Consider the following 25,085-nt stretch of genomic DNA (forward strand, 5'->3'; position numbering starts at 1 on the left):
CGCGCGCACCCGGAGGCCAAGGACCCCAAGCTGGATCTGCCCGTCCGTACCCTCACCGCTGCCCGTGCCACCGGGTGCCGGCAGCCGAGCGCGATCGATCTTCCGATAGGTTGGACCAATCTTCGCTGCCGTACGTGTTCCGGTACCTGAGGGCGAGGCTCGGGGGTGCGGATGTCGACCACTTCTGGTGACGGGCTGCGGGTGAGTGTGCTGGGGCCGGTGCGCGCCTGGTCCGGCGGCTCCGAGCTGGCCCTCGGGCCGGCCCGCCAACGGGCGGTGTTCGCGGTGCTCGCGGCGAGGGCCAACCAGGTGGTGTCCCGGCACGAGCTGGTCGACGGCGTGTGGGGGGCCGAGCCGCCCGCGAGCGTGGTGGGCAGCCTGCACACCTACGTGTCGGGGCTGCGCCGGGCGCTCGGGCCCGCCCGAGCGGCGCTCGAATCGCGGTCCACCGGGTACTCGCTGCGGCTGGCGGACGGCGCCGTGGACACCGAGGTGTTCGACCAGGCGCGGGCCGAGGGCACCCGGCTGCTGTCGGCCGGGCGGTGGGCGAAGGCCCGGGAGGCGCTCGGCGGCGCGCTGGAGCTGTGGCACGGCGCGGCGTACGCCGGGGTGCCCGGCCCGTTCGCGGAGCTGGAGCGGCAGCGGCTGGCCGAGCTGCGGCTGGGCGTGGCCGAGCAGCACGCCCGCGTCCGGCTGGAGCTGGGCGAGCACGCCGAGGTGGTCGCGGACCTCACCGAGCTGGTCGCCGAGCACCCGTGGCACGAGTCGCTGCGCGAGCTGGTGATGCTCGCGCTGCACCGCTCCGGGCGGCAGGCCGAGGCGCTGGAGGCGTTCCAGGACGTGCGCCGCGCGCTCGTGTCGGAGCAGGGCGTCGAGCCCGGACCGACGTTGCGCGAGCTGCACCGGGAGATCCTCGCCGGCCGGCCCCGGACCCCGGCGCGGCCACGCAAGCTGCTCAGCGTGCCGCCGCGGGTGGCCCGGGCGGTCCGGGAGCCGAGCGGGACCTTCGTCGGCCGGGCCGAGGAGGTGGCGCAGCTACGCGAGCTGGTGGCCGACGTGCTCGCCGGGCGCGGCACCGCCGTGTGGATCGAGGGTGAGGCGGGCATCGGGAAGTCCGAGCTGCTCACCGTCGCGCTGGCGGACGCCGGCGAGCGGGGCTGCCAGGTCGCCTGGGCGGCGGCCGACGAGCTGGGCAGGCGGTACCCGCTCCAGGTGATCATGGACTGCCTCGCCGTGCGCCCCGGCTCCCCCGACCGGCAGCGGGCGGAGCTGGCCGCCCGGCTGCGCGCCGAGCCCGCCCAGCGCGGCCAGGGCACCGACGACCCGGTGCCGGTGCTGGTGGACGAGCTGCTCGCGCTGGTGGACCAGGCGTGCGCGACCGCGCCGCTGGTGCTGGTGGTCGACGACCTGCACTGGGCGGACGACGCCAGCGTGCTGCTGTGGCACCGGCTGGCCGCCGCGACCCGGCAGCTACCGCTGCTGCTGGTGGCCGCGACCCGCCCCGATCCCGGCCGGCGGGAACTGGCGCAGGTGCGCCGCGGGGTCGAGGCACGCGGCGGGCACATCCTCCCGTTGCGGCCTCTCTCGCCGGCCGACGCGGAGGCGTTGATCGGCCACGCCGTCGGGGCGCCTCCCGGCGCCACCCTGCGTGACCTGGCCCGCCGCACCGCGGGTAACCCGCTCTACCTCACGGAGGTCGTGAACGCCCTGGTGCGCGGGCGTCGGGTGCGGGTGGCCGACGGGGTGGCCGACGTCGACCGGGCCGCCGCCGAGGAGGTGCCGCGCTCGCTGCTCGCCGCGGTGGACCGCACGCTGGACTTCCTGTCCGGTGAAACGCGGGAGGTGCTGCGGCTCGCGGCGCTGCTCGGCGTGGAGTTCCGGGTGGCCGAGCTGACGGCCGTGACCGGGAAGTCGCCGCTGGAGCTGGTGCGGGTGCTGGACGAGGCGGTGGCCGCCACCGTCGTGGTCGAAGCGGGCGACGACCTGGCGTTCCGGCACCCGTACCTGCGGCAGGCGCTGCGCGAGGGCGTGCCCGAGTCGGTGCGCGGTGCGCTGCACCGGCACGCCGCCGAGGCGCTGGCGGGCGTCGGGGTGCCGGTCGAGCGGATCGCCGAGCACCTGGTGGCCGACCCGATCCCGGTGGACGGCTGGGTGGTGCGCTGGCTGGCCGAGAACCACGTCGCGGTGGCCAACCGCGCGCCGTCCATCGCCGCCGACCTGCTGCGGCGCGCCGTCGACACCGACCTGCCGACCCGGGCGCAGCGGGCGAGCATGCTCGCCACCCTGGTCAAGGTGCTGGTCCGGGCGGGGCGGTACCCCGAGGCGGAGGCGGAACGGGCGGTGGTGCTCACCGGCGACCCTGCGGAGGCCGCCGAGATGCGGCACCTGCGCGCGGCCATGCGGCACCGCCGCGGTGACACCGCGACCGCCATCGCCCTGCTGCGCGAGGCGCTGAACACGCCGGACGTGCCGGAGCTGTGGCGGATCCGGCACGTGGCGCTGATGGCCGACTTCCGCCGCGGCGACCTCGCCGACCTCGACCTCGCGGAGCGCACGGCCGTGCGGGCGCACGCGGAAGCAGTCGCCGCGTCCCACCCGTACCCCGCCGCGCACGCGTCGCAGACGCTGTGGCTGGTGAACTCCATCCGGCGCGACCACGAGGTGGCGCTGCGCCACGTGGACGACGCGCTGGCCGTCGTCGGCGACCGGCCCGACCTCGCCGAGCTGCGGTTCGACCTGTTGGACAACCGGGTGTTCACCCTCCAGAACCTGGACCGCCTCGCCGACGCCGAGGACGCGCTGCGCACGGCCCGCGTGGTGGCCGCCCGCCACCACCTGCCGACCGGCCTCCAGGTGTCGGCCGCGGTGCACCACTACTGGACCGGCCGCTGGGACGAGGCGCTGGCCGAGTTGGACGCCGTGACCGAGGACGGGCCGTCCATCACGTTCTTCGGCCTGCGCGAACCGGGGCCGGCCGCGCTGCTGCTGCACGGCGTGGCGGCGCTCATCGCCGGTCGCCGCAACGACCGGGTCACCGCCGCGGCGCACCTGGACGCCGCCGCGGCGCACTCGCCCGCCACCGGTTCGGAGCGGGAGAGCTGTGATTTCCACCTGGTCGCGGTGGCAGTGGCGGCCGAGCAGCGCGGGGCCGTGGAGGAGGCGGTCGCCCGGCTCGCGCCGATCCTGCGCCCGGACTACGCGCGGATGATGCTGCGCCACCAGTGGCTGCCCTACGTGGCCCGGCTCGCGCTCGCCGTCGGCGACCACGCGACGGCCCACGAAGCGGTCGCCGTGTGCGAGGAGGAGGCGGCGAAGGAGGTCCTGCCGGCGCGGGCGTCCGCCGCCGCCGCGCACTGCCGCGGCCTGGTGTCCGGCGACCCGGCCCCGGTGCTGGCCGTCGCCGACCACTACCGCCAGGTCGGTCGCATGGTGGAGTGCGCGTCGGCGCTGGAGGACGCCGGTGTGCTGCTGGCCGCCGCCGACCGCGCCGAGGAGGCGTCGTCCGCCTTCACCGAGGCCGTGGAGCTGTTCGGCAAGCTGTCCGCCCGCTGGGACGTCCAGCGCGCGGAGAACCGCCGCCGCACCACGGGCACCCGCCGCACCGCGTGGGCCCGCCCCGGACCGGCGCGGTCCGAGTGGCAGGCGCGGACCGGGTGGCAGGCGTTGTCGCCGTTGGAGGTTCGCATCGCCCGACTGGTCGCGGCGGGCCTGTCCAACCCGGACATCGCGGAGGAGTTGGCCCTGCCGAGGCGGACCGTGCAGTCGCACGTGGCGAGGCTGGCGGACAAGCTGCACACCGACTCGCGCGCGGGGATCGCCGAACACGTCCGGAAGAACGGGCTGCTCACCCCCTGAGCCGGGTGCGGCCGTCGGACCGTGACCGTTGCCGTTGCCTTCGGACCCGGTGGATCGGCGTGGCGCGGTTCGATCGCTTGGCGTCGCGCGGTCCAAGCAATCGGCGTGGTGCGGTTCAGGCACGCTCGGCGTAGTCCGGCAGTCGGCGGGCGACCTCGTCCGGAGACGGCATGCGGGCGATCTCCTCCGCGATCGCGCGGGCGGCGTCGCGGTGGCCGGTGTCGCCGGTGCGCGGCAACAGCTTGCGGGTGTGGTCGGCGATCGCGTCCGCGCTCACCTCCTCGGGGGGCAGGCACAGCGCGGCGCCCGCGGCGCTGAGCGCGGCGGCGTTGGCGAACTGGTCGGCCCCCTGCGGCAGGATGAGCTGCGGAGCGCCGACGGTGAGCGCACCGAGGGTGGTGCCGCTGCCGCCGTGGTGCACGACCACGTCGACATGCGGCAACAGGTCCGCCTGGGAGACCCAACTGTCCACGGTGACGTTGTCGGGCACGTCGCCGACTTGCTCCGGGCGCACGCGGCCGGTGGCGACGACCACGTGCGCGTCCAGCGTTGCCAACCCCTTGATCGCGGTGGTGAACAACTCCGGAGTGCCGAACGCGGTGCCCAACGTCAGGTAGATCAGCGGCCTCGAATCGCCACGGCCGACCCGGTCGGGTAGCGCGGCCGGTGCGGAGTACCGGACGGGACGCAGCTCGATCCGTTCCTGGGTCGCGACGAAGTCCTCGTCCTGCAACGAAGGCGGGCAGATGTCGAGGTGCGGTCGACCGGGCGCACCGGCGTTCCCCGTCGGCAGTTCGAGACCGATCCCGTCCGGGAACAACCGGCCGAAACCGTGCCAGAGACCGGGAATCCCGGCCCGGTGCGCGGCGACGGCCGCCCCCGGCACACCCCATCCGTGGACGACGAGATCGGGCCGCAACCGGGCCAGTTCGGGCTCCAGGTCTTCGGCGTACACCTCGTAGAACGAATCCGCGGGGCGGAAGGGCCGCAGTCCGTTCGCGGCGAGCGGTGCGTGCACCTCCTCGCCGACGGCGAAGTGCACCTCGTGCCCGGCGTCCCGGGCTGCGATCGCGAGCGGGATCAGCGGGTAGGTGTGGCCGACGGACGCCAGACTGGCGAACAGGACGCGCATGCCGACGAATCTACGCGTAGCGGACGAGCTAACCGGCGTGCAGGAGTTGCTCGACCCGTTGTGCCTCCAGGTGCCTCTGCTGGGCGCGGAAGAGGTCGAGTGCGCGCCGCCAGGCCGTGCGCGCCTCGTCCGTGCGACCACGTGCGGCTTGGACGGTGCCGAGTTGTTCGAACACGTCCGCCAGTCGGGTGGGGATGTCGAGCGCGCCGTACAGTCCCAACGCTTCCGTGTAGCAACGCGCTGCGACGTCCAGGTCGCCCAGCCGGTGGCTGATGTAGCCGAGGCTGTCCAACGCGGACGAGGCGCCGACCGGGCTGTCGTGTCGCCGGTGCAGGGCCAGGGAGAGTTCACAGTGCTCGCGGGCCTGGTGGAGGTCGCCGGTGCGGGCGTGGCACCACCCCAGCGCGTTCAGGCTGTGCGCCCGTTCCACCGGCTTGTCGAGCACCTCGTAGAGACGGCACGTCTCCGCCGCGTGGTGCAGCGCCTGGGACAGGTTGCCCAGCATGTCGTGGCTCTGGGTGAGCGCGTAGTGGGTGTGGGCCTGGCCCAGCAGGTCCCCGCTGCCGACGACGAGGTCGAGCGACCGCCCGAGGTGGGTGAGCGCGGTGCGGTGCTCGCCCAGTTGGGCGAGGTTGATGCCCAGGCAGCGGTGTGCCATGGCCTGGCCGGTGGTGTCGCCGAGCGCGTTCACCGAGTCCAGCGCCACCTGCCACGCCGCCTGGTTGTCGTGGTGGTAGCCCTGTTTGCGGCGGAAGCCGTGCAGTGCCCAGGCGAGCTGCCAGGCGTGGGTGTGCAGGCCGTGACTGGCCGCGGCGCGCTGGGCGGCGAGCAGGGTGGCGTGCTCCTCCCGCAGCCACCGGACCGCCGCGTTGATGTCGGCCGGTCGGTGCGGCCTGGTGGTGGCGGCCGGGGCGGCGGCGTCGATGGCGGGCCGGTGCGGGTCGAGCAGCCGGTCTGCGGCCAGCGCGGAGTGCAGGAGGAAGTCGCACAGCCGCCGCAGTCCGGCCGCCGCCTCGTCCGCGCCGGCCTGTTCGGTCGCGTACAGGCGCACGAGGTCGTGCATCCGGTAGCGGCCGGGTGGGACGCGCTGCACCAGGTGCGCCGACTCCAGGCTCCGCAACAGGATTCCGGCGCGGCGCGGCTCCTCGTCGAGCAGGCCGGCGGCGGCCTCCGCGGAGATGTCCGCGCCGGGTGCGACGGCGAGCAGTCGGAACGCCCTCGCGGTGGCGTCCGGCAGGGCCGCGTGCGAAGACTCGAACACGGCCCTCAGGTCGGCGGTCAGGTCGCCGGTGTCGAGGGCGTCGAGCCGCGCGGTGGCGTCCCGGAGTTCGTCCACCAGCCACGCCAGCCCCGCGCCGGGCCGCGTCCGCGCGCGGGCCGCGAGGATGCTCAGCGCGAGCGGCAGTCCGGCGGCGAGTCCGACCATCTCGCGCGCGGCGTGCCGGTCCGCCGTCACCCGGTCTTCGCCCAGTTGCGCCACCAGCAGCCGGGTCGCTTCACGGGCGTCGAGGAGACCGACCGGCACGGGGTGGGCGCTCTGCGTGGTGTGCAGGCCGATGAGCCGGTCGCGGCTGGTGACCAGCACGGTGGCGGACGACGTGCCGGGCAGCAGTGCGGTGACCTGGGCGGTGTCGCGCGCGTTGTCGAGCAGGACGAGCATCCGCTTGCCGGCGAGCAGTGAGCGGTACAACGCGGTCTGCGCGTCCAGGTCGGCGGGCACGTCGGACGGCGCCACGCCCAGCGCTTCGAGGAAGCCGCGGACCACGGAGGCCGGCGGGGCGGGCTGTTCGCCCGCGGTGAAGCCGCGCAGGTTCGCGTACAGCTCGCCGTCGGGGAACCGGTCCAGGTGGTCGTGCGCCCAGCGCAGCGCCAGCCACGTCTTGCCCACTCCCCCGGCTCCGACGATCGCCACCACGACCAGGCCGGCATCGTCGCGCCCGAGCGCGGCGGTCAACTCGCCCAGCTCGTCCTCGCGGCCGATGAACGAACGCGGCGCGGGCGGCAACTGCCGCGGCACCGGTCGCCGGGCCTCCGTCGTGGGACGGGCCGCGGTGTCGACCGCCGCCGTGGGACGGGCCGCGGTGGGATGGGTCGCGGTGGAGCGGGCTTCGGTTTCGACCGCCGCGGTGTCGACCGCCGCAGTGGGGTGGGCGGCGGTAGAGCGGGCGGCGGTAGAGCTGGCTGCGGTGTCGACCGCCGCGGTGTCGACCGCCGCGGTGGGATGGGCGGCGGTCGGTCGGGCTGTGGTGTCCAGTGCCGGGTCCGCGCGCAGCATGCGTTGCCACAGTTCCTGGAGCGCCGCGGAGGGGTCCAGCCCCAATTCCTCCGCCAGCGCGATCCGGACCTGCCGGTACCGGTCGAGTGCGGCGGCCTGCCGACCGCTGCGGTACAGCGCCAGCATGTGCTGCGCCGCCAGCCGCTCGTCCTGCGGGTGCTCCGCGGCAAGGGCCGCCATCCCTGCCACCAGATCGGCGTGCCGCCCCAGCCTCAGCCGCACGTCGTGGTGGTCGAGCCGGGCGGCGAGCAGGTCTGCCTCCAGGTGGCGGCGGGTCTCGGCCAGCCACGGCGTGTCCAGCCCGGCGAACGGCTCGCCGCGCCACAGCTCGAACGCCGCGGCGAACACCCGGTCGGCCTGCTCGTCGTCGACGGCCCGCGCCCGTGCGACCAGGTCCCGGAACCGGTGCAGGTCCACGGCGTCCGGGTCGCACCGCAGGGCGTAACCCGCCGGACGGCGCTCGATCGCCCACCCGTCGCCGTCCCGGAGCGCCGCCCTCAGCCGGGCCAGATAGGTCCGCAGCGTGCTCGCGGCACGGTGCGGTGGCCGGTCGCCCCACACGCGGTCCGCGAGCCGGTCGCCCGGCACCGGCTCGTTCGCGTCCACCAGCAGCACCGCCAGCACGGTCCGTTGGCGCGCCGGACCCAGGTCGACGAGCGCGTCCCCGACCCGGGCCGCGACCTCGCCGAGCAGTGTGAACGCAGCCTTCATGATCCCCCCGACGAACGATCTCCCCGGGTATCGGTATAGCGGGCTCGGCCTGCGAATTCAACGAACCTGCGGCGATCCGTCGGCGCTGTCCCCCGCAGCATTCGCGGTGACGGGTCGTGCGGTGCACCGGTACGGGGGAATGGCGATGGCTGTGCGGGAGCGCACGAAGGCGTGGGTTCGGTTCGGCGCGGCGGTCGCCTTGCTCGCGGGAGTGCTGACGGCATCCCCGCCCGCACTGGCAGCGCCGACAGAGCAGCCGGACAACGCGTCCGCGTCGGCCGCCGCCCGCCGGTTCGGTCGGCAGGTCGAGGTGGCCGGGCTGCGGTCGCCGACCACACAGGTGTTCGCGAACCCGTCCGGGTCGCTCACCGCGGTGGTCAACGCGCAGCCGGTGCGAGTACGACGCGCCGACGGCGGCTGGGTTCCGGTGGACACCGCGCTGCGCCGGGCGGACGACGGAACCGTGTCCGCCACGGCGTCCCCGCTGGCGGCACGGCTGTCCGGCGGCGGCCACGGCCCGCTGGTCTCCGCAGCGGCCGGCTCCGCCGAGCTGTCGCTGGCGTGGCCGGGTCCGCTACCCGCGCCGGTCCTGTCCGGGGACACCGCCACCTACCCGGAAGTGCTGCCGGGAGTGGATCTCACCGCACGGCTGGCCGTGGACGGGTTCGACACCGCCCTCGTGGTCAAGAACGCCGCCGCAGCGGCGAATCCCGCGCTGCGCCGGATCACGTTCCGCACCACGACCCGCGGCCTGTCGCTGCGGCCCGGACCCGCCGGCACGTCGGTGGCCGTCGCCCCGGACGGCGCCGAGGTCTTCCGCTCGGGTGGCGCCGGCGGAACGGCGACGGCTCTGGAAGTCGGCACCGACAGCCTGGCAGTGCAGTCCGCCCCACCGCCGGACGCGGTCTACCCGCTGGTCGTCGCACCGGTCACCACGGTCCAGGCGGCGAACTGGACCATGATCAACGAACGGCACCCCGACCAGTCCTACTGGAGCCACGACCGCGCGCAGAACGCGAAGGTCGGCTACGTCGAGCAGGCGGGCGACGGGTGGGAGCGCTACCGCTCGATCTGGACCTTCCCGATGGGCGCGTTGCAGGGCAAGCACGTGCTGCGCGCGTGGTTCAGCTCCTACCTCAAGCACACCTACTCGTGCGCCGACAGTTGGACGGACCTGTACGTGGTCAACTCCGTCGACCCAGCGACCACCTGGGCCAACCACAACGGCTCGTGGACCAGGTACCTGGGCGGCGCGCTCAACAGCGACTGCCACGACACCGGCCGGTACAGCGAGTGGGGCGGCGACAAGGTCACCGCCGCCGCGCAGGACGCCACCGGCTGGGGCACCCTCACCCTCGGCCTGCGCGCGGGCGACGAGGGCCGGATCAACGCGGGCTGGAAGAAGTTCGACGAGAACCGGACCGCGCTCTCGGTCGAGTACAACTCCTACCCGAAGGCGCCCGACCTGCTCAGCGTCGAAGGCAGGCCCTGCACGGCCGCCCCGGTGTACGTGGGCACGACGACGCCCACCCTGCGGGCCAGGCCGCGCGACGAGGACGGGCAGGTGCACGAGACGTGGTTCGCCTACGGCGAGCGCGCCTCCTCCGGCGGGCAGTTCCTCACCTGGCACTCGACGCCGCTGCCGAACATCCCCGAAGGCGCGGTCGCGCAGCACCGCATACCGCAGGCGCTGGGCGACGGGAAGCTGTTCGCCTTCCACAGCCAGTCCAACGACGGCATCGACGCCGGCGCGAAGTCCGACTTCTGCGAGTTCGTCGTCGACGTGACCCGGCCGGCCGCGCCGCCGGGGATCGACACGGCCGACGGGCGCTACCCGTCCGACGGCGCGATCCACGGCGGTGTCGGGGTGAGCGGCGACTTCACGTTCACCGCGGCGGGCGTCACCGACGTGGCCGGGTACCTCGTCGGCATCGCCGACCCACCGGCCGAGTTCGTGCCCGCCACGACCCTGGGCGGTGCGGCGACGGCGGGCGTCACCCCGGAGTGGCGCGGCTCCAACACCGTCTACGTCCGCTCGGTCGACCGCGCGGGCAACCAGTCCGACACCGCGCGGCACGACTTCCGGGTCGGCTCGGGCAGGCCGCCGGTCGGCCGCTGGAGCCTCGCCGAGGCGGGCGGCGCCGCGCTCGCCGACTCGTCCGGCAACGGGCGGGCGGCCACCCTGACCGCGGGCACGCTCGGCGTGCCGGGCCGGCTCGTCGGCGGCCCCACCGCGCTGGGCCTGTCCGGGGGCTCCGCCGCCACCGCGACCGCCGCGGTCGACACCGCGCAGAGTTTCAGCGTCGCGGCGTGGGTCCGGTCGACCGGGACCGGCCAGACCCGCACCGCGGTCACCCAGGAAGGCAGCCGAGTGGGCGGCTTCGCCCTCCAGCAGACGGGCGACCGGTGGGCCTTCTCGATGCCGCACAGCGACACCGACGGAACCGCCGCCACCGTCGTGACCGCGCCGGAACCGCCCCGCGTCGGGGTGTGGACGCACCTGGCGGGCACCTACGACACCGCGACCCGGAAGCTCACCCTGTACGTGGACGGCCGCAAGGCGGCGGAGAAGGTCGCGCCGGTCGACGCGTGGCCCGCCACCGGACCGCTGGTCATCGGCCGCGGCCAGGCCGGCGGGGGCGCGGCGGCGTCGTGGCTGGGCGAGCTGGCCGACGTCCGGGTGTGGGACCGCCGGATCTACCTCAGCGAGGTCACCGAACTGGCGAACGAGCTGACGACCGTGGGCGACTGGCGGTTCGACGAGCCGTCCGGGGTCACCATGACGGACTCCTCCGGGTTCGGGCGGTCGGTCACGTTCCCCGGCGGAACCCATCCGGGCTGGGGGCGCGCGGCCGGACACGACGGGACCGGCAGCTCGCTCGCCACCGGCGGCATCGCGGGCACGACGGCCGGCCCGGTCGTGCGCAGCACCACCGGGTTCGCCGTGGCGGCCTGGGTGCGGATCGAAGCGCACACGGCGGGCTGGCAGGCGGCGGTCGCGGCGGACGGCACGCGGGTGAGCCCGTTCTTCCTCCAGTACTCGGCGACCAGCCGCAAGTGGGCGTTCGCCGTCACCGGGTCCGATGTGGACAACCCGGCTCAGCACCGGGCGTACTCGCAGCGCGAGGCCGTGCCGGGCACGTGGGTGCACCTGGTCGGCGTGCACGACCCCGGCGCGAAGCAGGTCAAGCTGTACGTCGACGGCCAACTGGACTCGACGGTGAGCGCGCCGTCCTCGTGGGACGCGCCGGGCGGCGTGACCATCGGGCGCGGCAAGTGGAACGGCGCGCCGTCCGACCGGTGGTACGGCGGCGTGGACGACGTGCGAATCCTGGCCGGCGTGCCCACCGAACTCGACATCGTGTCGCTCTACCACGAGTGACCGACACCCCGGCACCGCTCCACCACGAGTGACCGACATCTCGACGTCGCTCCACCACGAGTGACCGACCCCTCGGCGTCGCTCCACCACGAGTGACCCACCCTCGCTCCGGACAGAAAAGGGACGCGTGATGCGCAGACCGTGGTCGTCAACCCTCCGCGCCGCAACGACACTCGGCCTCGTGCCGGTGCTCGTGGCCGGGCTCGCCGTCGGCGTGGCGGGCGCCGGGCAAGCGGCGGAATACCAACGGCTCCAAGCCCAGCAACACCCCCTGGTGGAGGGCGGGGACGCGCAGGCACTGCCCTACACGCCCGACCCGGACGACGAGGCGGCACGCCGGCCGGTCCCCGCGCCGGTCTGGCCGTCACCGGGCAAGGTCGTCGCGGGACTCGACGCGGGCGCGGCCAAGGCGGGCACGCTGCCGGTGGCGGTCGCCTCCGTCGCGGGGCCGGCGGACCAGCCGGCCACCGTCGACGTCGAAGTCCTCAGCCGGACCGAGGCCGAGCGCGGCGGCTGGGCGGTCGTGCTGCGGCTCGCACCCGCCGGCGGCCGGGACAGCCGTGCCGCGCGGACCTCGGTCTCGGTCACCGTCGACTACTCGGGGTTCCGCTCCGCGTTCGGCGCGGACTACGGCAACCGGTTGCGGCTGCTGCGGTTGCCGGACTGCGCACTGTCCACTCCGGACAAACCGGAGTGCGCGGGAACGCCGCTGCGCTCGTCCAACGACGGCACGAAGCTCGTCGGCGAAGCGCCGGCGCACAGCCTGCTGGCGCTGGACGCCGCGCCCGAGGGCAGCACCGGGACCTTCAAGGCCACCGAGCTGAAGCCGTCCGGCAGTTGGGAGTTCGGCGGGTCGGCCGGCGACTTCTCCTGGCAGTACGGGATGCGGACGCCGCCGGCCGTCGAAGGCCCCTCGCCCCAACTGGAACTGGACTACTCGGCGCAGTCCGTGGACGGCCAGACCGCCGCCACCAACAACCAGCCCTCGTGGGTCGGTGAGGGCTTCTCGTTCTCGGAGGGCTTCATCGAGCGCTCCTACCGGTCGTGCGGGGACGACCTGGGCAACGGGGCCACCAACACCACGAAGACCGGCGACCTGTGCTGGTTCTCCGACAACGCGGTGCTGTCGCTGGGCGGCCAGACCGTCGAACTCGTCCGCGACGACACGACCGGCACCTTCCACGCCAAGCACGAGTCGGGCATGCGGGTCGAGCGGAAGACCGGCGCCGCCAACGGCGACGACGACGGCGAGCACTGGGTCGTCACCGACCGGCAGGGCACCCGGTTCTGGTTCGGCCGCAACCGCATCCCCGCCTGGGCCGACGGGCGTGCCCAGACCGAGTCGACCTGGACGGTCCCGGTGTTCGGCAACCACGTCGGCGAACCGTGCCGGAAGGGCACGCACGCCGCGTCGTCGTGCACGCAGGCGTGGCGGTGGAACCTCGACTACGTGGTCGACGCCCACGACAACTCGATGTCGCTGTGGTACGCCAAGGAGACCAACAAGTACGCGTGGAACGCCGACGCCGCCAAGGCGACGGAGTACGTCCGCTCCGGCTGGCTGTCCCGCATCGACTACGGCACCCGCGCCGACGCGGAGTTCGGCGCCGTGCCCGCGCGGGTCTCGTTCGACCCGGCCGACCGGTGCGAGGCGAACTGCGGCACGAAGAACGCCACCACGTGGAAGGACGTGCCGTGGGACCTGGAGTGCACGGGCGGCCCGTGCCGCGTCGGCAGCCCGACGTTCTGGACCGCCAAGCGCCTGGCCAAGGTCACCACGAGCGTCGCGGACGGCGCGGGCCGCCGGACCGTCGACTCGTGGACTCTGCGGCACAGCTACCCCGACCCCGGTGACAACACCCGCGCCGGCCTGTGGCTCGACGGCATCACCCACACCGGCCACGTGGGCGGCACGCTGAGCATGCCCGAGGTCACCTTCGCCGGGCTGCCGCGCGACAACCGCGTGCACGCCGACTCCGACACCGCGCCGCCGATGAAGTGGCGCCGGGTCGAGCGGATCCGCAACGGGACCGGCGGCGAGATCGTGGTGAGCTACTCCGATCCGGAGTGCGTGGCCGGCCGCACGATGCCCGCCGCGCCCGAGTCGAACACCCTGCGCTGCCACCCGGCCTACTGGACCCGGACCGGCGACACCGAGCCGAAGATCGACTACTTCCACAAGTACGTCGTCACCGCGGTGTCCCAGGTGGACCACACCGGCGGCGCGCCCGTGCAGACCACGGCCTACGAGTACGTCGGCGGCGCGGCCTGGCACTGGGCCGACGACGACGGCATCGGGCTGGAGAAGCACAAGACCTGGAACGGCTGGCGCGGCTACCAGAAGTTGAAGGTCACCGAGGGCTCCGGTCCGGGAGCCCGGCACGGCGAGACCCTGTACTTCCGCGGCATGGACGGCGACCGGCTGCCCGGCGGCGGCCGGCGGACGGTCCAGGTGACCGACTCCGAAGGCGGCGCGGTCGCGGACTCGCCGGGGCTGGAGGGCCGTCCCCGGGAGAAGCGCACCTTCGCCGGCCCCGGCGGAGCGGAGATCTCCGGGGAGATCACCGATCCCTGGCAGTCCGCGCCGACCGCCACCCGCACCGCCGGCGGCGGGACCGTGCACGCGCGGTTCGTCGACGACGGCGTCACCCGGCACCGGATCGCCCTGGACGGCGGACGCGGCCACCTGCGCACCCGCAGCGCCACCGAGTACGACGAGCACGGCCTCGCGGTGCTGGAGAACGACCTCGGCGACGAGAAGACGGCCGACGACGACCAGTGCACCCGCACGACCTACGCGCGGGACACCGGCCGGTGGCTGATCGACTTCGAGGCGCGGTCGCAGACCTACGCCCTGTCCTGCGACCGGCAACCGACGAAGGACGAGGAGGTCGTCTCCGACACCCGCACCTCCTACGACGGCAAGGAACCCGGCGCCGCGCCGGTGAAGGGCGATCCGACCCGCACCGAGGAGATCTCCTCGTTCACCGGCGGTGTGCCGGGCTACACGACCACCTCCCGCTCCGACTACGACGTGCACGGCCGCGTCCTGGCGCACTGGGACGCCCGCAACGCCAAGACCACCACCGCCTACACCCCGGCGGTCGGCGGCCCGGTGACCGGCACCGCCGAGACCAACGATCTCGGCCACACCACGACCACCGTCCTGGAACCGGCGTGGGAGGACGCGGTGCTGTCCACCACCGACCCGAACGGCAAGGTGACCAGCCGGTCCTACGACCCGCTGGGCAGGCTGACCGCGGTGTGGCAGCCGGGTCGGGCGCAGGGGAAGGCCGAGCCGCACGTCAAGCACGGCTACCAGTTCCGCGCCGACGGGCCGACCGTGGTCACCACCGCCGAACTGCACCCCGACGAGGTGCGCTACGTGACGTCGACCGAGCTGTACGACGGGTTCCTGCGGGCCCGGCAGACGCAGCGCCCCGGACCCGCCGGCCGGATCGTCACCGACATCGGCTACGACTCGGCGGGCCGCGTGGCCAAGGCCAACGCCGCCTACCCGACCAGCGGCGCACCGGGGCCGAACCTGTTCGTCGCGTTGGGGGACAACGGTATCCCGAACCAGTTGGTGACCGCGTACGACGCGGCGGACCGGCCGGTGTCCGAGGTCGTCAAGTCCTACGACAAGGAGCAGTCGCGCACGACGACGGTGTACGGCGGGGACCGGATCGACGTCACACCGCCGGCCGGCGACACCGCGACGAGCACCATCACCGACGGCCGCGACCGCAAGGTCGAGCTGCGGCAGTACAAGGGCGGCCGGCCGACCGGCGACCACGACGCCACGAAGTACACCTACACGAGGAAGAACCTCGTGCAGACGGTCGTCGACCCGGTGGGCAACACCTGGACCTACGGCTACGACCTGCGTGGCCGCCAGGTCTCCGAGACCGACCCGGACGCCGGCACGACGACCACCACCTACAACGACGCCGGCGACGAGACGTCGGTGACCGACGCGAAGGGCCGCACGCTGGCCAACACCTACGACTCGCTGGGTCGGCGGACCGGGCTGTTCGAGGGCAGCGCCGGAGGCGTCAAACGGGCCGAGTGGACCTACGACACCAAGGCCCGCGGCCAGGCCGGCGCCAACATCCGCTACCAGGACGGGAAGGCGTTCACCACCGAGGTCACCGGCTACGACAACCACTACCAGCCGACCGGCACGAAGATCACCATCCCGGAGACCCCCGCCACCCCGGCGGGCAAGCTCGCCGGCGGCTACGAGTTCAAGAACACCTACCGCGCCGACGGAAGCCTGGCCACGAGCACGTACCCGGGTTTCGGCGACATGCCGGTCGAGGTGATCGAGTACGGCTACGACGACCTCGCCAAGCCCGCCGTGCTCAAGTCGAAGGTCGGCTCCGGACCGCAGACGACCTACGTGGCGGGCACCCAGTACACGAACCTGGGTGAGCCGGGCGTGCACACGTTCGCGACCGGCCCCACCGGCAAGCTCGTGGAGACGAAGTACACCTACGAGCCGACCGGGCGGCTGTCGGCCACCCTGACCACCAAGGAGACCGGCACGCAGACGATCGCCGACGTGCGGCAGACCTACGACCAGGCGGGCAACATCACCAAGATCGCGGACGTGGCCGCGGACCGGCCGGTCGACACGCAGTGCTTCGGCTACGACCACCTGCGCCGGATGACCGAGTCGTGGACGCCCGCGTCCGGCGACTGCGCCCCGCCGCCGACGGGCGCCGCGCTCGGCGGACCCGCGCCGTACTGGCAGAGCTTCCGCTACGACGCGATCGGCAACCGCACCAGCCGGGTCCGGCACGCGACCCCGAAGGGAGACGTGGAGACGAAGTACAGCTACCCGCCCGCGAAGGCCGCCCGGCCGCACGCCGTGACCGGGACGACGACCACGGACAACTCCGGAACCCGCACCGCGGCCTACGAGTACGACGAGACCGGCAACACCACCAGGCGTCCCGGCGCGGCCGGGGAGCAGACCCTGGCCTGGGACGTCGAGGGCAACGTGGTCTCGGCGACCGACGCGAACGGCACGGCGTCCTATGTGGACGACAGCGAGGGCAACCGCCTGCTCCGTTCCGACGCCAAGGGCACGACGCTGTTCCTGTCGGACCTGCAGGTCCGGTTCGACAAGGCGAGCGGGAAGGTGGACTGGACCCGGTTCTACGAGTACGGGGAGTCGATCGTCGCCCAGCGCACGGCCGCCGGCGTGACGTGGCTGGTGACCGACCAGCAGGGCACCGCGCAGGTGGCGATCGACGAGCGGAGCCAGGAGGTCACCCAGCGGCGGCAGACGCCGTTCGGGGAGATGCGCGGCCAGTCCACCGCGTGGCCCAACGGCTACGGCTTCCAGTTCGGCGCGGAGGAGCCCGGCGGGCTGACCAACGTCGGCGTGCGCCAGTACGACGCGGACACCGGGCGGTTCACGTCGGTCGACCCGATCGCCGACCCGGACAACCCGCAGCAGCTACACGCCTACGCATACGCCAACAACAGCCCGGTCAGCTTCAGCGACCCGACCGGGAAGTGGTGGGGCATGATCGTCGCCGCCGCGGCCAGGCTGGTGAAGCGGATCAAGCAGGCCCGGATCGAGGCCGCGCGCCGGGCGGCGCTGGCCCGTCACGTCCAGCGGATCAAGGCGATCAAGGCGGCCAAGCGCGCCGCCGGGAAAGCCGCCGCCGTCGCCGCGGCGGTCAAGGCACGCCGGGCGAAGTCCGCCGGCAACCGCTCGACGGAGGGCGCGTGGCCGGACGACCTGCGCCGGAAGGCGAAGCAGCAGGAGGTCCGGACGAAGATCACCGACTTCGCGGGCCACTACTCGAACTGGGGGTTCGGCGTCGCCAAAGGGGCCTGTTCGCTGCTGAAGGACGGGAAGGACATGTGCACCGCGGCCATCGGTCCGCTCGAAGGGGCGAACAAGGCGGCGAACAAGTGGGTCGCGGGCACCGCGTTCGACTTCGGGGTCTGGCTGGGCAGGGGCCTGCGCAAGTCGTCGAAGAAGATCAAGGGCCACGCCATCCCGGCGGCGCCGTCGATCCCCGCGCCGAGCAGGCAGGACCGGCCGCAACCGACCCCCGACGGCCCGCCGGTCGGCGGCGGTATCCCGGAGGACCGCACCGGGGGCGGCGGCTCGCCACGCGGGTTGGGCGGCGTGAGCGACGGCCGTGACGTCGGCGGGAGGCAGTCCGGGCCGAGATGACCGACGCCGGGGCGAGGTGATCGGCGCCAGGCCGGGTTGTGCTGTCCTGCCGGACGGGACGACCCGGCCTGGCGATAGGCGCACCGGGATCGGCCGTGCGGGCATAACGTGGCGGTGCGAGGCTCGGGAGGGGCGATGGTGGGCGAAGCACATCGGGGAACGACGACCGTGGTGGTCGTCGGCGCGGGAGTCGCGGGGCTCACGGTCGCGAACCTGTTGCGCCAGGCCGGGATCGACTGCGTGGTGCTCGAACGGCACAGCCGTGACCACGTGGTGCGGCGCCAGCGGGCGGGGGTGCTCGACTTCGCCGCCGAACAGGTCTACCTGCGGTCCGGTCTGGGTGACCGGCTGCTGTCCGGTGCGCCGCCGACCGGATTGCTCGAATTCAGGGTGGACGGCGTGCCCCGGCTGTTCGACGCCGACCTGCACACCGACGGGCGGGCCGGGCGGCTGATACCCCAGCAGCTACTGGTGCGGCGGCTCGTCTCGACGTTCCTCGACGACGGCGGGGACCTCCGTTTCACGGCGGCCGACGTGGCGCTGCACGACGTCACGAGCGACCGACCCCACGTGACGTACCGCGACGCGGACGGCGTCCGACACCGGCTCGACGCGGACTACCTCGCCGGGTGCGACGGGTTCCACGGCGTCAGCCGGCCCGTCGTCCCGCCGGAAGCCCTCACCACCTACCGGCACGCCGACGACATCGGCTGGTTCACCGTGCTGGCCGACTCGCCGCCCCCGCGCCACCCGCTGCTGGCCATGAGCCGGCACGGGTTCGCCGCGCACTTCGGGCGCGGCCCGCAGGCGAGCCGGTTCTACCTCCAGTGCCCACCGGGCGACGACCTGGCTTCCTGGACCGACGAACGGGTCTGGCAGCAGTTGCGGTTGCGGCTGGCCGACGACGGTCTGCCGGACGGCGCGATCGTGGACAAGGCGGTCGTGGACGCACGCAGCTTCGTGGTCGACCCGATGGCGCACGGCAGGCTCTTCCTCGTCGGGGACGCGGCGCACATCGTGCCCCCGATGGGCGGCAAGGGCATGAACCTGGCGATCGCCGACGCGGACGTGCTGGCGCGAGCGCTGTCCGCCGCGGTGCACGACGGCGACGACGGCCTGTTGCGCGGGTACTCCCCCACCTGCCTGCGCAGGGTGTGGAACGACCAGGAGTTCTCGCGGTGGCTGACCGAGGTGGTGTTCCACGGCGCGGACGAAACCACCGCCGGCCCGTTCCGGTGGCAACTGGCCCGGTCACGGCTCGACCGGATCTTCACCTCCCCCGCCGCCGCGCGGGCCTTCGCGGAACTGATGGCCGGCACGGCCTGACACCCGCCTGCTCGCGGACTTTCGCGCAACCGACGGCCGGCACGGCCTGACACCCGCCTGCTCGCGGGCCTTCGCGCAACCGACGGCCGGCACGGCCTGACACCCACCCGCCCACGAACTCCGCCGAACCCACGACCCGCACCGCCCGCACGCGGCTGCGTCGACGAGCGGTGCCGTGCGGGTCATCGGGACCGGTTGCCCGATCGGCCGTGGGACGCGGGGCACGCCGGGCACATCGGCAGCGGTGACGTGGTGGGTTGTGGCGCGGGTGGGTTGGCGTCGCCACGCAGGCACGCGGCGGCCTCACCGCGGGTCGCCACGCCCAGCTTGCCGAAGATGCTGTGCAGGTGGGACTTGACCGTCCGCTCGGAGATCCGCAACTGACGGGCGATCGACCGGTTCGGCATACCGGTCACCATCAGGGTGATGACCTGGCTCTCCCGCGGTGTCAGGTGGACCAGGGGCGTGGTCTGCCGCCGGCGCGACCGGGACGTCGGCGGCTGCGTGCCGATCACCCGTTGGACCTGCGTCCACGCCTCGGAGGCCTGGCGTTGCAGTTCGAGTGCTCTGGTCAGGACTCGACGGAAGTCGTCCTCCGCTGGTGGTGGCATCCAGACCGTCCCGCGTCGTGGTCGGATCGCGGCGGGGCGTCGCCGCTACGGAACGTGACGTTACCATTTACCCTACGTCACCCACAGACGCTGAATGGTTGGTACGAGCCCATCGGACGGGCTCGTCCCGGTAGTAGGCCAAAGGTTCGATGCCCGATTCAGCCGAGCCGGATAGGGTGAGCGGAAAATACGGAAAGGAGTTCGGGCGTGAACGGCAGCCAACTCGTGGACGAATTCCCCGTGCCACTCCGGGAGCACGTGGAGAACAACGAGCTACTGGCCGCGGCCAGGGCGGAACAGGCCGACACGAGCCAGCTCAAACGACTTCTGCTGGCCGAATTCCAGGCACAGGAGGCGGAGTTCACCACCTACTCGACGTTGGTCGCGCGATTCCACCACGAAATTCCCGGCAGTCTGTTCGTGTTCATCGCCGACACGTTGATGAAAGCCCGCCGATTCCTCGTCCAGGATGTGGTGGGTTCGGTCGGGATGACCGCCGACGACATGCGGCAGGCCCCGATATCGCCTCAGGTGAAACGCTTCACCGAATTCATCTCGTGGGTGGCGCTGCACGCGGGCGCGGGTGAGGCCGCGCTGCTGGCGCGCACCGACTTCGTGCTGTGGTGCGGGGTCTGCGCGCCGCTGGCCGACGCGCTGCGCGCCCCCGGCATCCCGTCCGAGGTGCAGGCCTACGTGCAGCACTACGCCGAACTGCCACCGGAGGTCGCGGACGGCGCGGTGGAGGTGGTCGACTTCGGCCTGGCCGCCGGTGAGCGCGAGGAGTGGGTGACCCGCAGCGCCCCGGCCATGGAGCCGCTGCTGCGCGGGTTCTGGCACTTCGTCGCCGCCGGCTGACCGCGCGATGGGCGAGCAGATCGCCGACGAGCACTTCTCCGAGGACGACCGCGCGGCGTTCCGGCGCAGGCTGGACGACTCGCTCGACGGGCTGGCCGCGCTGCTGCGGCGGCCGGGGTTCGGCAGGCGCGCCACCACCGTCGGCGCGGAGCTGGAGATGTTCCTCGTCGCCGACGGCTCGCCCGCGCCGATCAACGAGGCGGTCCGCGAAGCCGCGGCGGACGGCCGGGTGGCGCTGGAGGTCGGGCGGTTCAACCTGGAGGTGAACCTCACGCCGAGGGAGGTCGCGGGCCGCCCGTTCACCGCCGTCCGGGCCGAGACGCGCGAGGTGCTGGGCCTGGTGTCGGAGGCGTCCCGGCGCTTCGGGGCGGCTCCGGTGCTGATCGGCATCCTGCCCACGCTGCGCCGCGAGCACCTCGACCGGGGCAGCATCACGCGCGCGCCCCGGTACCACGTGCTGGACCGCGAACTGGTCAGGCGCAGGACCTCGCCGTTCCGGATCACGATCGACGGCCCCGACCACTGCGCGATCGACGCCGACTCGATCGCCGTGCAGGCGGCCTGCTGCTCCTGGCAGGTGCACCTGGTCGTGCCGCCGGACGAGTTCACGGCGACCTACAACGCCGCGCAGCTCGCCACCGGCCCGGTGCTCGCCGCAGCCGGGAACTCCCCGCTGCTGCTGGGCAGCAGGCTGTGGCAGGAGACCCGGATCGCGCTCTACGAGCAGGGCATGGGCGACCACGCCGCGGGTGCCACGCCGCGGGTGTCCTTCGGCGCCGACTGGCTGCGCGACGGCGCGATAGAGGTCTTCGCCGACCTCGTGCGCACGCACGACAGCATCATTCCCGTGCTTTCCGAAGAGGATCCGGTGGCCGCCGTGCGTGCGGGCCGGACGCCGCGGCTGTCCGAGCTGCGGCTGCACCAGAGCACCGTGTGGAGCTGGAACCGACCGGTCTACGACCCCACGGGCGACGGACACCTGCGGGTGGAGCTGCGGTCGCTGCCCTCCGGCCCCACCCCGCTGGACATGGCGGCCAACACCGCGTTCCTGCTCGGCCTGACCGCCCACCTGGTCCGCGCGGGCGGCGGGCGCACCGCCGGGTTCCCGTTCGCCGCCGCCAGGCAGAACTTCTACCAGGCGGCGGCGACCGGCCTGGCGGCCCGGCTGCGCTGGCCGGGCGAGGACGGACCGTGCCCGGCCGCCGACCTCGCACGCCGGTTGCTGCCGTCGGCCGCGGACGGGCTGTCGGCGCTCGGCGTCGAGCGGGACGAGGCGGACGGGCTGCTGTCCGTGGTGGCCGAGCGGATCGCCACCGGCCGCACCGGCGCGCACTGGCAGCAGCGGGCGTTCGAAGCCCTGCGGGAACGCTCGCCCGCACCGCGGGCGCTGCGCGACCTGGTCCGGCGGTACACCGCGCTCAGCGCGCTCGACCAACCGGTGCACACCTGGCCCATCCCCTGTTGACGCGTCGAGGAGGCACCCGTGACCGAGCCACCGCCCGCCGACCTCCAGGTCGACTTCCCGTTCGACTACGCCGCCTACGTCGCCGACGGGCGGCGCGTCGGCCGTCTGCCCACGCGGGCACTGGGCACGCCGGTCGCGGTGATCGGTGCGGGCGGCAGCGGGCTGACCGCCGCCTACGAACTGCTCCGCGTCGGCTGCCGACCGATCGTCTACGAGGCGGAGACCGCGGCGTCGGGGCCGGGCGGCAGACGGCTCGGCGGGCGGATGCACTCGCTGCGGATGGCGCCGCAGGACAGCGCGGTGGTGGAGCTGGGCTGCATGCGGGTGCCCGAGTCGGCCAAGCTGCTGCGCCAGTACACCGACCTGTTCGGCCTGCACTGGCAGCCGTTCCGGGACGACTACGCCGCCGGCACCACCCCGTGGACGGTGCTCGACGTCGACGGCGTCACCCGCGCCGTGCGCGAGATCACCGACCTCTACCCGGACGACGAGTTGTTCCGGCAGGCCCACACGCGGTGGCAGGCGGCGCTGGAACGAGTCGGCCTGACCGACCTCCGGCAGGCGGTGGCGGCACGGGACCTGGCCGGTATCCGCGCGCGCTGGAGCGGCCTGGTGGCGCGCTTCGAGTCGTGGAGCTTCTACCGCTTCCTGCGCGATCCCGGCGGCGCCGGCCTGACCTGGGACCAGGCGCGCCTGCTGGGCACGGCGGGCGTGGGCACCGCCGCGTGGGACTGCTTCTACGACCTCGGCGTGCTGGAGGTCTTCCGGCTGCTGCTCGCCACCGAGGGCGGCGGCACCCTGCACCTGCGGGAAGGGCTGAGCGCGGTGGCCGAGGCGTTCTGGACGCACCGCACCAGCACGCCGGACGGCCGGTTCACCAGCCTCGCCGAGATCAACGACGGCGCGCCCCGGCCGGGTGTGACCGCCCTGGAGGTCGGCGAGAACGTCGACGAGGGCGTCGTCGTGCACAGCGAGGACGGGCGGTCGGAGCGGTTCCCGGCCGCCGTCTTCACCCCGCAGCTCCACGTGCTGGAGACCACCGTCGACATCCGCCCGGCCCGTCCGGACGGAGCGCCGCCGTTCGGCGCCAAGCTGCGCCGCGCGATCCGCCGGCTGAGCTACTGGCAGTCCGCCAAGACCGCGGTGGTGACGGAGACGCCGTTCTGGACGGGCACCAGCCTGGACGGCGTCACCCTCACCGACCGGCTGCCGCGGGCGGCCTACACGCTGGACTACGGCGAACCGGCCGAGCCTGGCGGCAGGCGGGCGGTGCTGGTGCTGAGCTTCACCTGGGCCGAGGACGCCATGAAGGTCGGAGCGTCCACACTGGACGAACGGGTGGCGATGTTCACCCGCGAACTCGGGCACATCCACCCCGAGATGGCCGACGAGCTGCGCCGCCAAGTGGCCGCCGGCAGCACGTGCACGATCTCCTGGGAGCTGCTGCGCAACTTCCGCGGCCTGTGCCGCTTCTCCCGGCCCGGCGAGCACGCCTACCAGTGGGATCTGTTCGCGCACTTCATGAAGGACTTCGCGGGCACGCCCGCGGTGCCCGGCGAAGCGCCGAACCCGCTGTTCCTGGCCGGCGACGACACCTCGTGGTCATCCGGATGGCTCGACCACGCCCTGGCCTCCGGCCTCAACGCCGCCTGGGGTGTGCTGCGCTGCCTCGGCGGCGACACCGTGCCCGGCAACCCCGGCCCCGGTGACGTGTGGGACGACCACCTGTACCGACCCGTCGCACCACCCGGCTCCGCACCCGACTCGGCACCCGGCCCGGCACCCGACCCGGAGCCGGACCGCGCACCCGCCGTCACGGAGGTCCGCGAGCCCGACGACAGCGGCGACCGGGTCGTGACCGCCGCGCGGCTGTGGGACGGCGAGCGGATGCGGTCGGGTCGAGCGGCCAGGGTGCTCGTCCGGGACGGTCGCGTCGAGGCGGTGGGCGGCGACGTCGAACCGCCGTCCGGGGCCGACGTGGTCGACCTGCCGGACCACACGATCCTGCCGGGGCTCATCGACTGCCACGTGCACGTGCTCGAAGAGGGCCTGAACACCGCGTCGATCGGCAGGCAGCTCCTGCGGGCGCTGCCCAACCTGAGGGACCTGCTGGCCGCCGGGTTCACCACCGTCCGCGACCTCGGCAGCGGCGACCACCCCAGCACCGTCGACCTGCGGGACGCGTTGGCCGCCGGGATCATCGAAGGGCCCCGGCTGATCGTCGCGCCCAACATCCTCTCCGCCAGCGGGGGCCACGGCGACAAGGAGCCCTCGCTCACCGTCCGGTTCGGCATCCCGGTCGGCACTCTCGCCGACGGGGTGGACGAGGTGGTCAACCGGGTCCGCGAGCAGGCGAGGGCGGGCGCGGACTGGATCAAGTTCGCCGCCAGCGGCGGGTTCGGCTCCCCCGTGGACAACCCCACCGGCGTGACCTACTCCCAGCGGGAGATCGACGCGCTGGTCGCCGCGGCGACCGACCTCGGCCTGCCCTGCGCCGTGCACGCGTTCAACGACGAGGCCGTGCGGCGGTCCGTGCGGGCCGGTGTGCGCTCGGTCGAGCACGGCAACCTGGCGGGCGCCGAGACGTTCGCCCTGCTGGCCGAACGGGGCGTGCCCCTGGTCCCCACCCTCTACGCCGTGTTCCACCACGTCGACCGGCTGGACGACGACGAGTTCTGGAAGAGCAAGCCCGCGTTCCTCCGGAGCAAGTTCCGCGACCTCGCCGAGCCGCTGCGGACCTCCGCGGGCCACTTGGCCGACAGCGCGGTCACCCTGGTCTTCGGCACCGACGCGAGCATGGTCCCGCACCGCGAGACGTGGCGGGAGTTCACCGCGATGACCCGGGTCGGCATCAGCCCGGAGCGCGCGCTCACCGCGGCCACCGGCGCCGCGGCCGACCTGCTGCGCCTGCCGGACCTCGGCCGGGTGCGGCCGGGGGCCGTCGCGGATCTCGTCGCCGTCCCCGGCGATCCGTCGTCCGACATCGCGGTCATGGGCGAAGTCGACTTCGTGATGCAGGCGGGTGTGGTCCGCCGAGGCTGAACTGTTCCCCCACGGCGCGTCCGACGGTTTTCCCGTCTCGCCGGCAGCGCGACTCCGGGCCGTTCACATCGCGTGAACGGCCCGTGAATGTTCTCCGCCGCAACGCGGTCCGGCGGACCGGTAAGCACCGGAAAAGCTGTTATCGCCCCGTTCCGGACCCTCGGGCGACCAGTGAACGATCACACCGTGCCGTCCGGAGAACGAACGGCCGTTGTCCGGGCCGGAAAGGGCG

General features: G+C 73.7%; 10 protein-coding genes. 7 read left to right on the plus strand and 3 right to left on the minus strand.

The features are described 5' to 3' along the window. Window positions 1-171 precede the first annotated feature (171 nt). Window positions 172-3,855 carry a BTAD domain-containing putative transcriptional regulator gene (locus tag ACQPZF_RS23670; RefSeq protein ID WP_433260261.1) on the plus strand — a complete coding sequence of 1,228 codons (3,684 nt, stop codon included), beginning with the start codon at window positions 172-174 and terminating at the stop codon, window positions 3,853-3,855. Window positions 3,856-3,970: 115 nt separating this feature from the next. Here the strand turns inward: ACQPZF_RS23670 and ACQPZF_RS23675 are convergent, their stop codons facing one another. Together ACQPZF_RS23675 and ACQPZF_RS23680 are read right to left on the minus strand one after the other, a co-directional pair. Further along, complete coding sequence (locus ACQPZF_RS23675; RefSeq protein ID WP_433260263.1) at window positions 3,971-4,987, minus strand: glycosyltransferase; 1,017 nt, start codon at window positions 4,985-4,987, stop codon at window positions 3,971-3,973. Window positions 4,988-5,015: 28 nt separating this feature from the next. Beyond that, complete coding sequence (locus tag ACQPZF_RS23680) at window positions 5,016-7,973, minus strand: AfsR/SARP family transcriptional regulator (RefSeq protein WP_433260265.1); 2,958 nt, start codon at window positions 7,971-7,973, stop codon at window positions 5,016-5,018. A 145-nt stretch (window positions 7,974-8,118) separates the two neighbouring features. Here ACQPZF_RS23680 and ACQPZF_RS23685 point away from each other — a divergent pair, with 145 nt between their 5' ends. The 3 genes from ACQPZF_RS23685 (at window position 8,119) to ACQPZF_RS23695 (ending at window position 18,880) form a co-directional block, all read left to right on the plus strand. Then, entirely contained in the window at window positions 8,119-11,355 is a 3,237-nt protein-coding gene (locus ACQPZF_RS23685) for a LamG domain-containing protein (RefSeq protein WP_433260267.1), read from the plus strand. Window positions 11,356-11,536: 181 nt separating this feature from the next. Then, a complete protein-coding gene (locus ACQPZF_RS23690; protein WP_433260269.1) occupies window positions 11,537-17,554 on the plus strand; it encodes an RHS repeat domain-containing protein in 6,018 nt (2,005 codons plus the stop codon). A 135-nt stretch (window positions 17,555-17,689) separates the two neighbouring features. Next, window positions 17,690-18,880: a 4-hydroxybenzoate 3-monooxygenase gene (locus ACQPZF_RS23695; protein ID WP_433260271.1), complete on the plus strand. Its 1,191-nt coding sequence runs from the start codon at window positions 17,690-17,692 to the stop codon at window positions 18,878-18,880. 182 nt (window positions 18,881-19,062) lie between these two features. Here ACQPZF_RS23695 and ACQPZF_RS23700 read toward each other — a convergent pair whose 3' ends face one another. Then, complete coding sequence (locus ACQPZF_RS23700) at window positions 19,063-19,491, minus strand: response regulator transcription factor (RefSeq protein ID WP_433260273.1); 429 nt, start codon at window positions 19,489-19,491, stop codon at window positions 19,063-19,065. A 207-nt stretch (window positions 19,492-19,698) separates the two neighbouring features. On the opposite strand from ACQPZF_RS23700, the gene ACQPZF_RS23705 reads away from it, so the two are divergent. From ACQPZF_RS23705 to ACQPZF_RS23715, 3 genes are read left to right on the plus strand one after another with little or no spacing between them, the layout of a single operon-like run. Then, window positions 19,699-20,346 carry a hypothetical protein gene (locus ACQPZF_RS23705; RefSeq protein ID WP_433260275.1) on the plus strand — a complete coding sequence of 216 codons (648 nt, stop codon included), beginning with the start codon at window positions 19,699-19,701 and terminating at the stop codon, window positions 20,344-20,346. 7 nt (window positions 20,347-20,353) lie between these two features. Further along, window positions 20,354-21,811, plus strand: coding sequence for a glutamate--cysteine ligase (locus ACQPZF_RS23710; RefSeq protein ID WP_433260277.1), 1,458 nt, complete (start codon window positions 20,354-20,356; stop codon window positions 21,809-21,811). Between the two features lie 18 nt (window positions 21,812-21,829). After that, on the plus strand, window positions 21,830-24,853 hold the full coding sequence (locus ACQPZF_RS23715) for an amidohydrolase family protein (protein ID WP_433260279.1): 3,024 nt from the start codon (window positions 21,830-21,832) through the stop codon (window positions 24,851-24,853). The last annotated feature ends 232 nt before the right edge of the window (window positions 24,854-25,085 follow it).

This window comes from Actinosynnema sp. CS-041913 (assembly GCF_050942485.1).
Classification (GTDB): domain Bacteria; phylum Actinomycetota; class Actinomycetes; order Mycobacteriales; family Pseudonocardiaceae; genus Actinosynnema.

What these genes read in the sequence shown, in the direction of transcription:
- ACQPZF_RS23685 (WP_433260267.1), top strand. Translation starts at nt 8,119, where the DNA reads ATGGCTGTGCGGGAGCGCACGAAGGCGTGGGTTCGGTTCGGCGCGGCG.
- ACQPZF_RS23700 (WP_433260273.1), bottom strand. Translation starts at nt 19,491, where the DNA reads ATGCCACCACCAGCGGAGGACGACTTCCGTCGAGTCCTGACCAGAGCA.
- ACQPZF_RS23675 (WP_433260263.1), bottom strand. Translation starts at nt 4,987, where the DNA reads ATGCGCGTCCTGTTCGCCAGTCTGGCGTCCGTCGGCCACACCTACCCG.
- ACQPZF_RS23680 (WP_433260265.1), bottom strand. Translation starts at nt 7,973, where the DNA reads ATGAAGGCTGCGTTCACACTGCTCGGCGAGGTCGCGGCCCGGGTCGGG.
- ACQPZF_RS23695 (WP_433260271.1), top strand. Translation starts at nt 17,690, where the DNA reads ATGGTGGGCGAAGCACATCGGGGAACGACGACCGTGGTGGTCGTCGGC.
- ACQPZF_RS23710 (WP_433260277.1), top strand. Translation starts at nt 20,354, where the DNA reads ATGGGCGAGCAGATCGCCGACGAGCACTTCTCCGAGGACGACCGCGCG.
- ACQPZF_RS23670 (WP_433260261.1), top strand. Translation starts at nt 172, where the DNA reads ATGTCGACCACTTCTGGTGACGGGCTGCGGGTGAGTGTGCTGGGGCCG.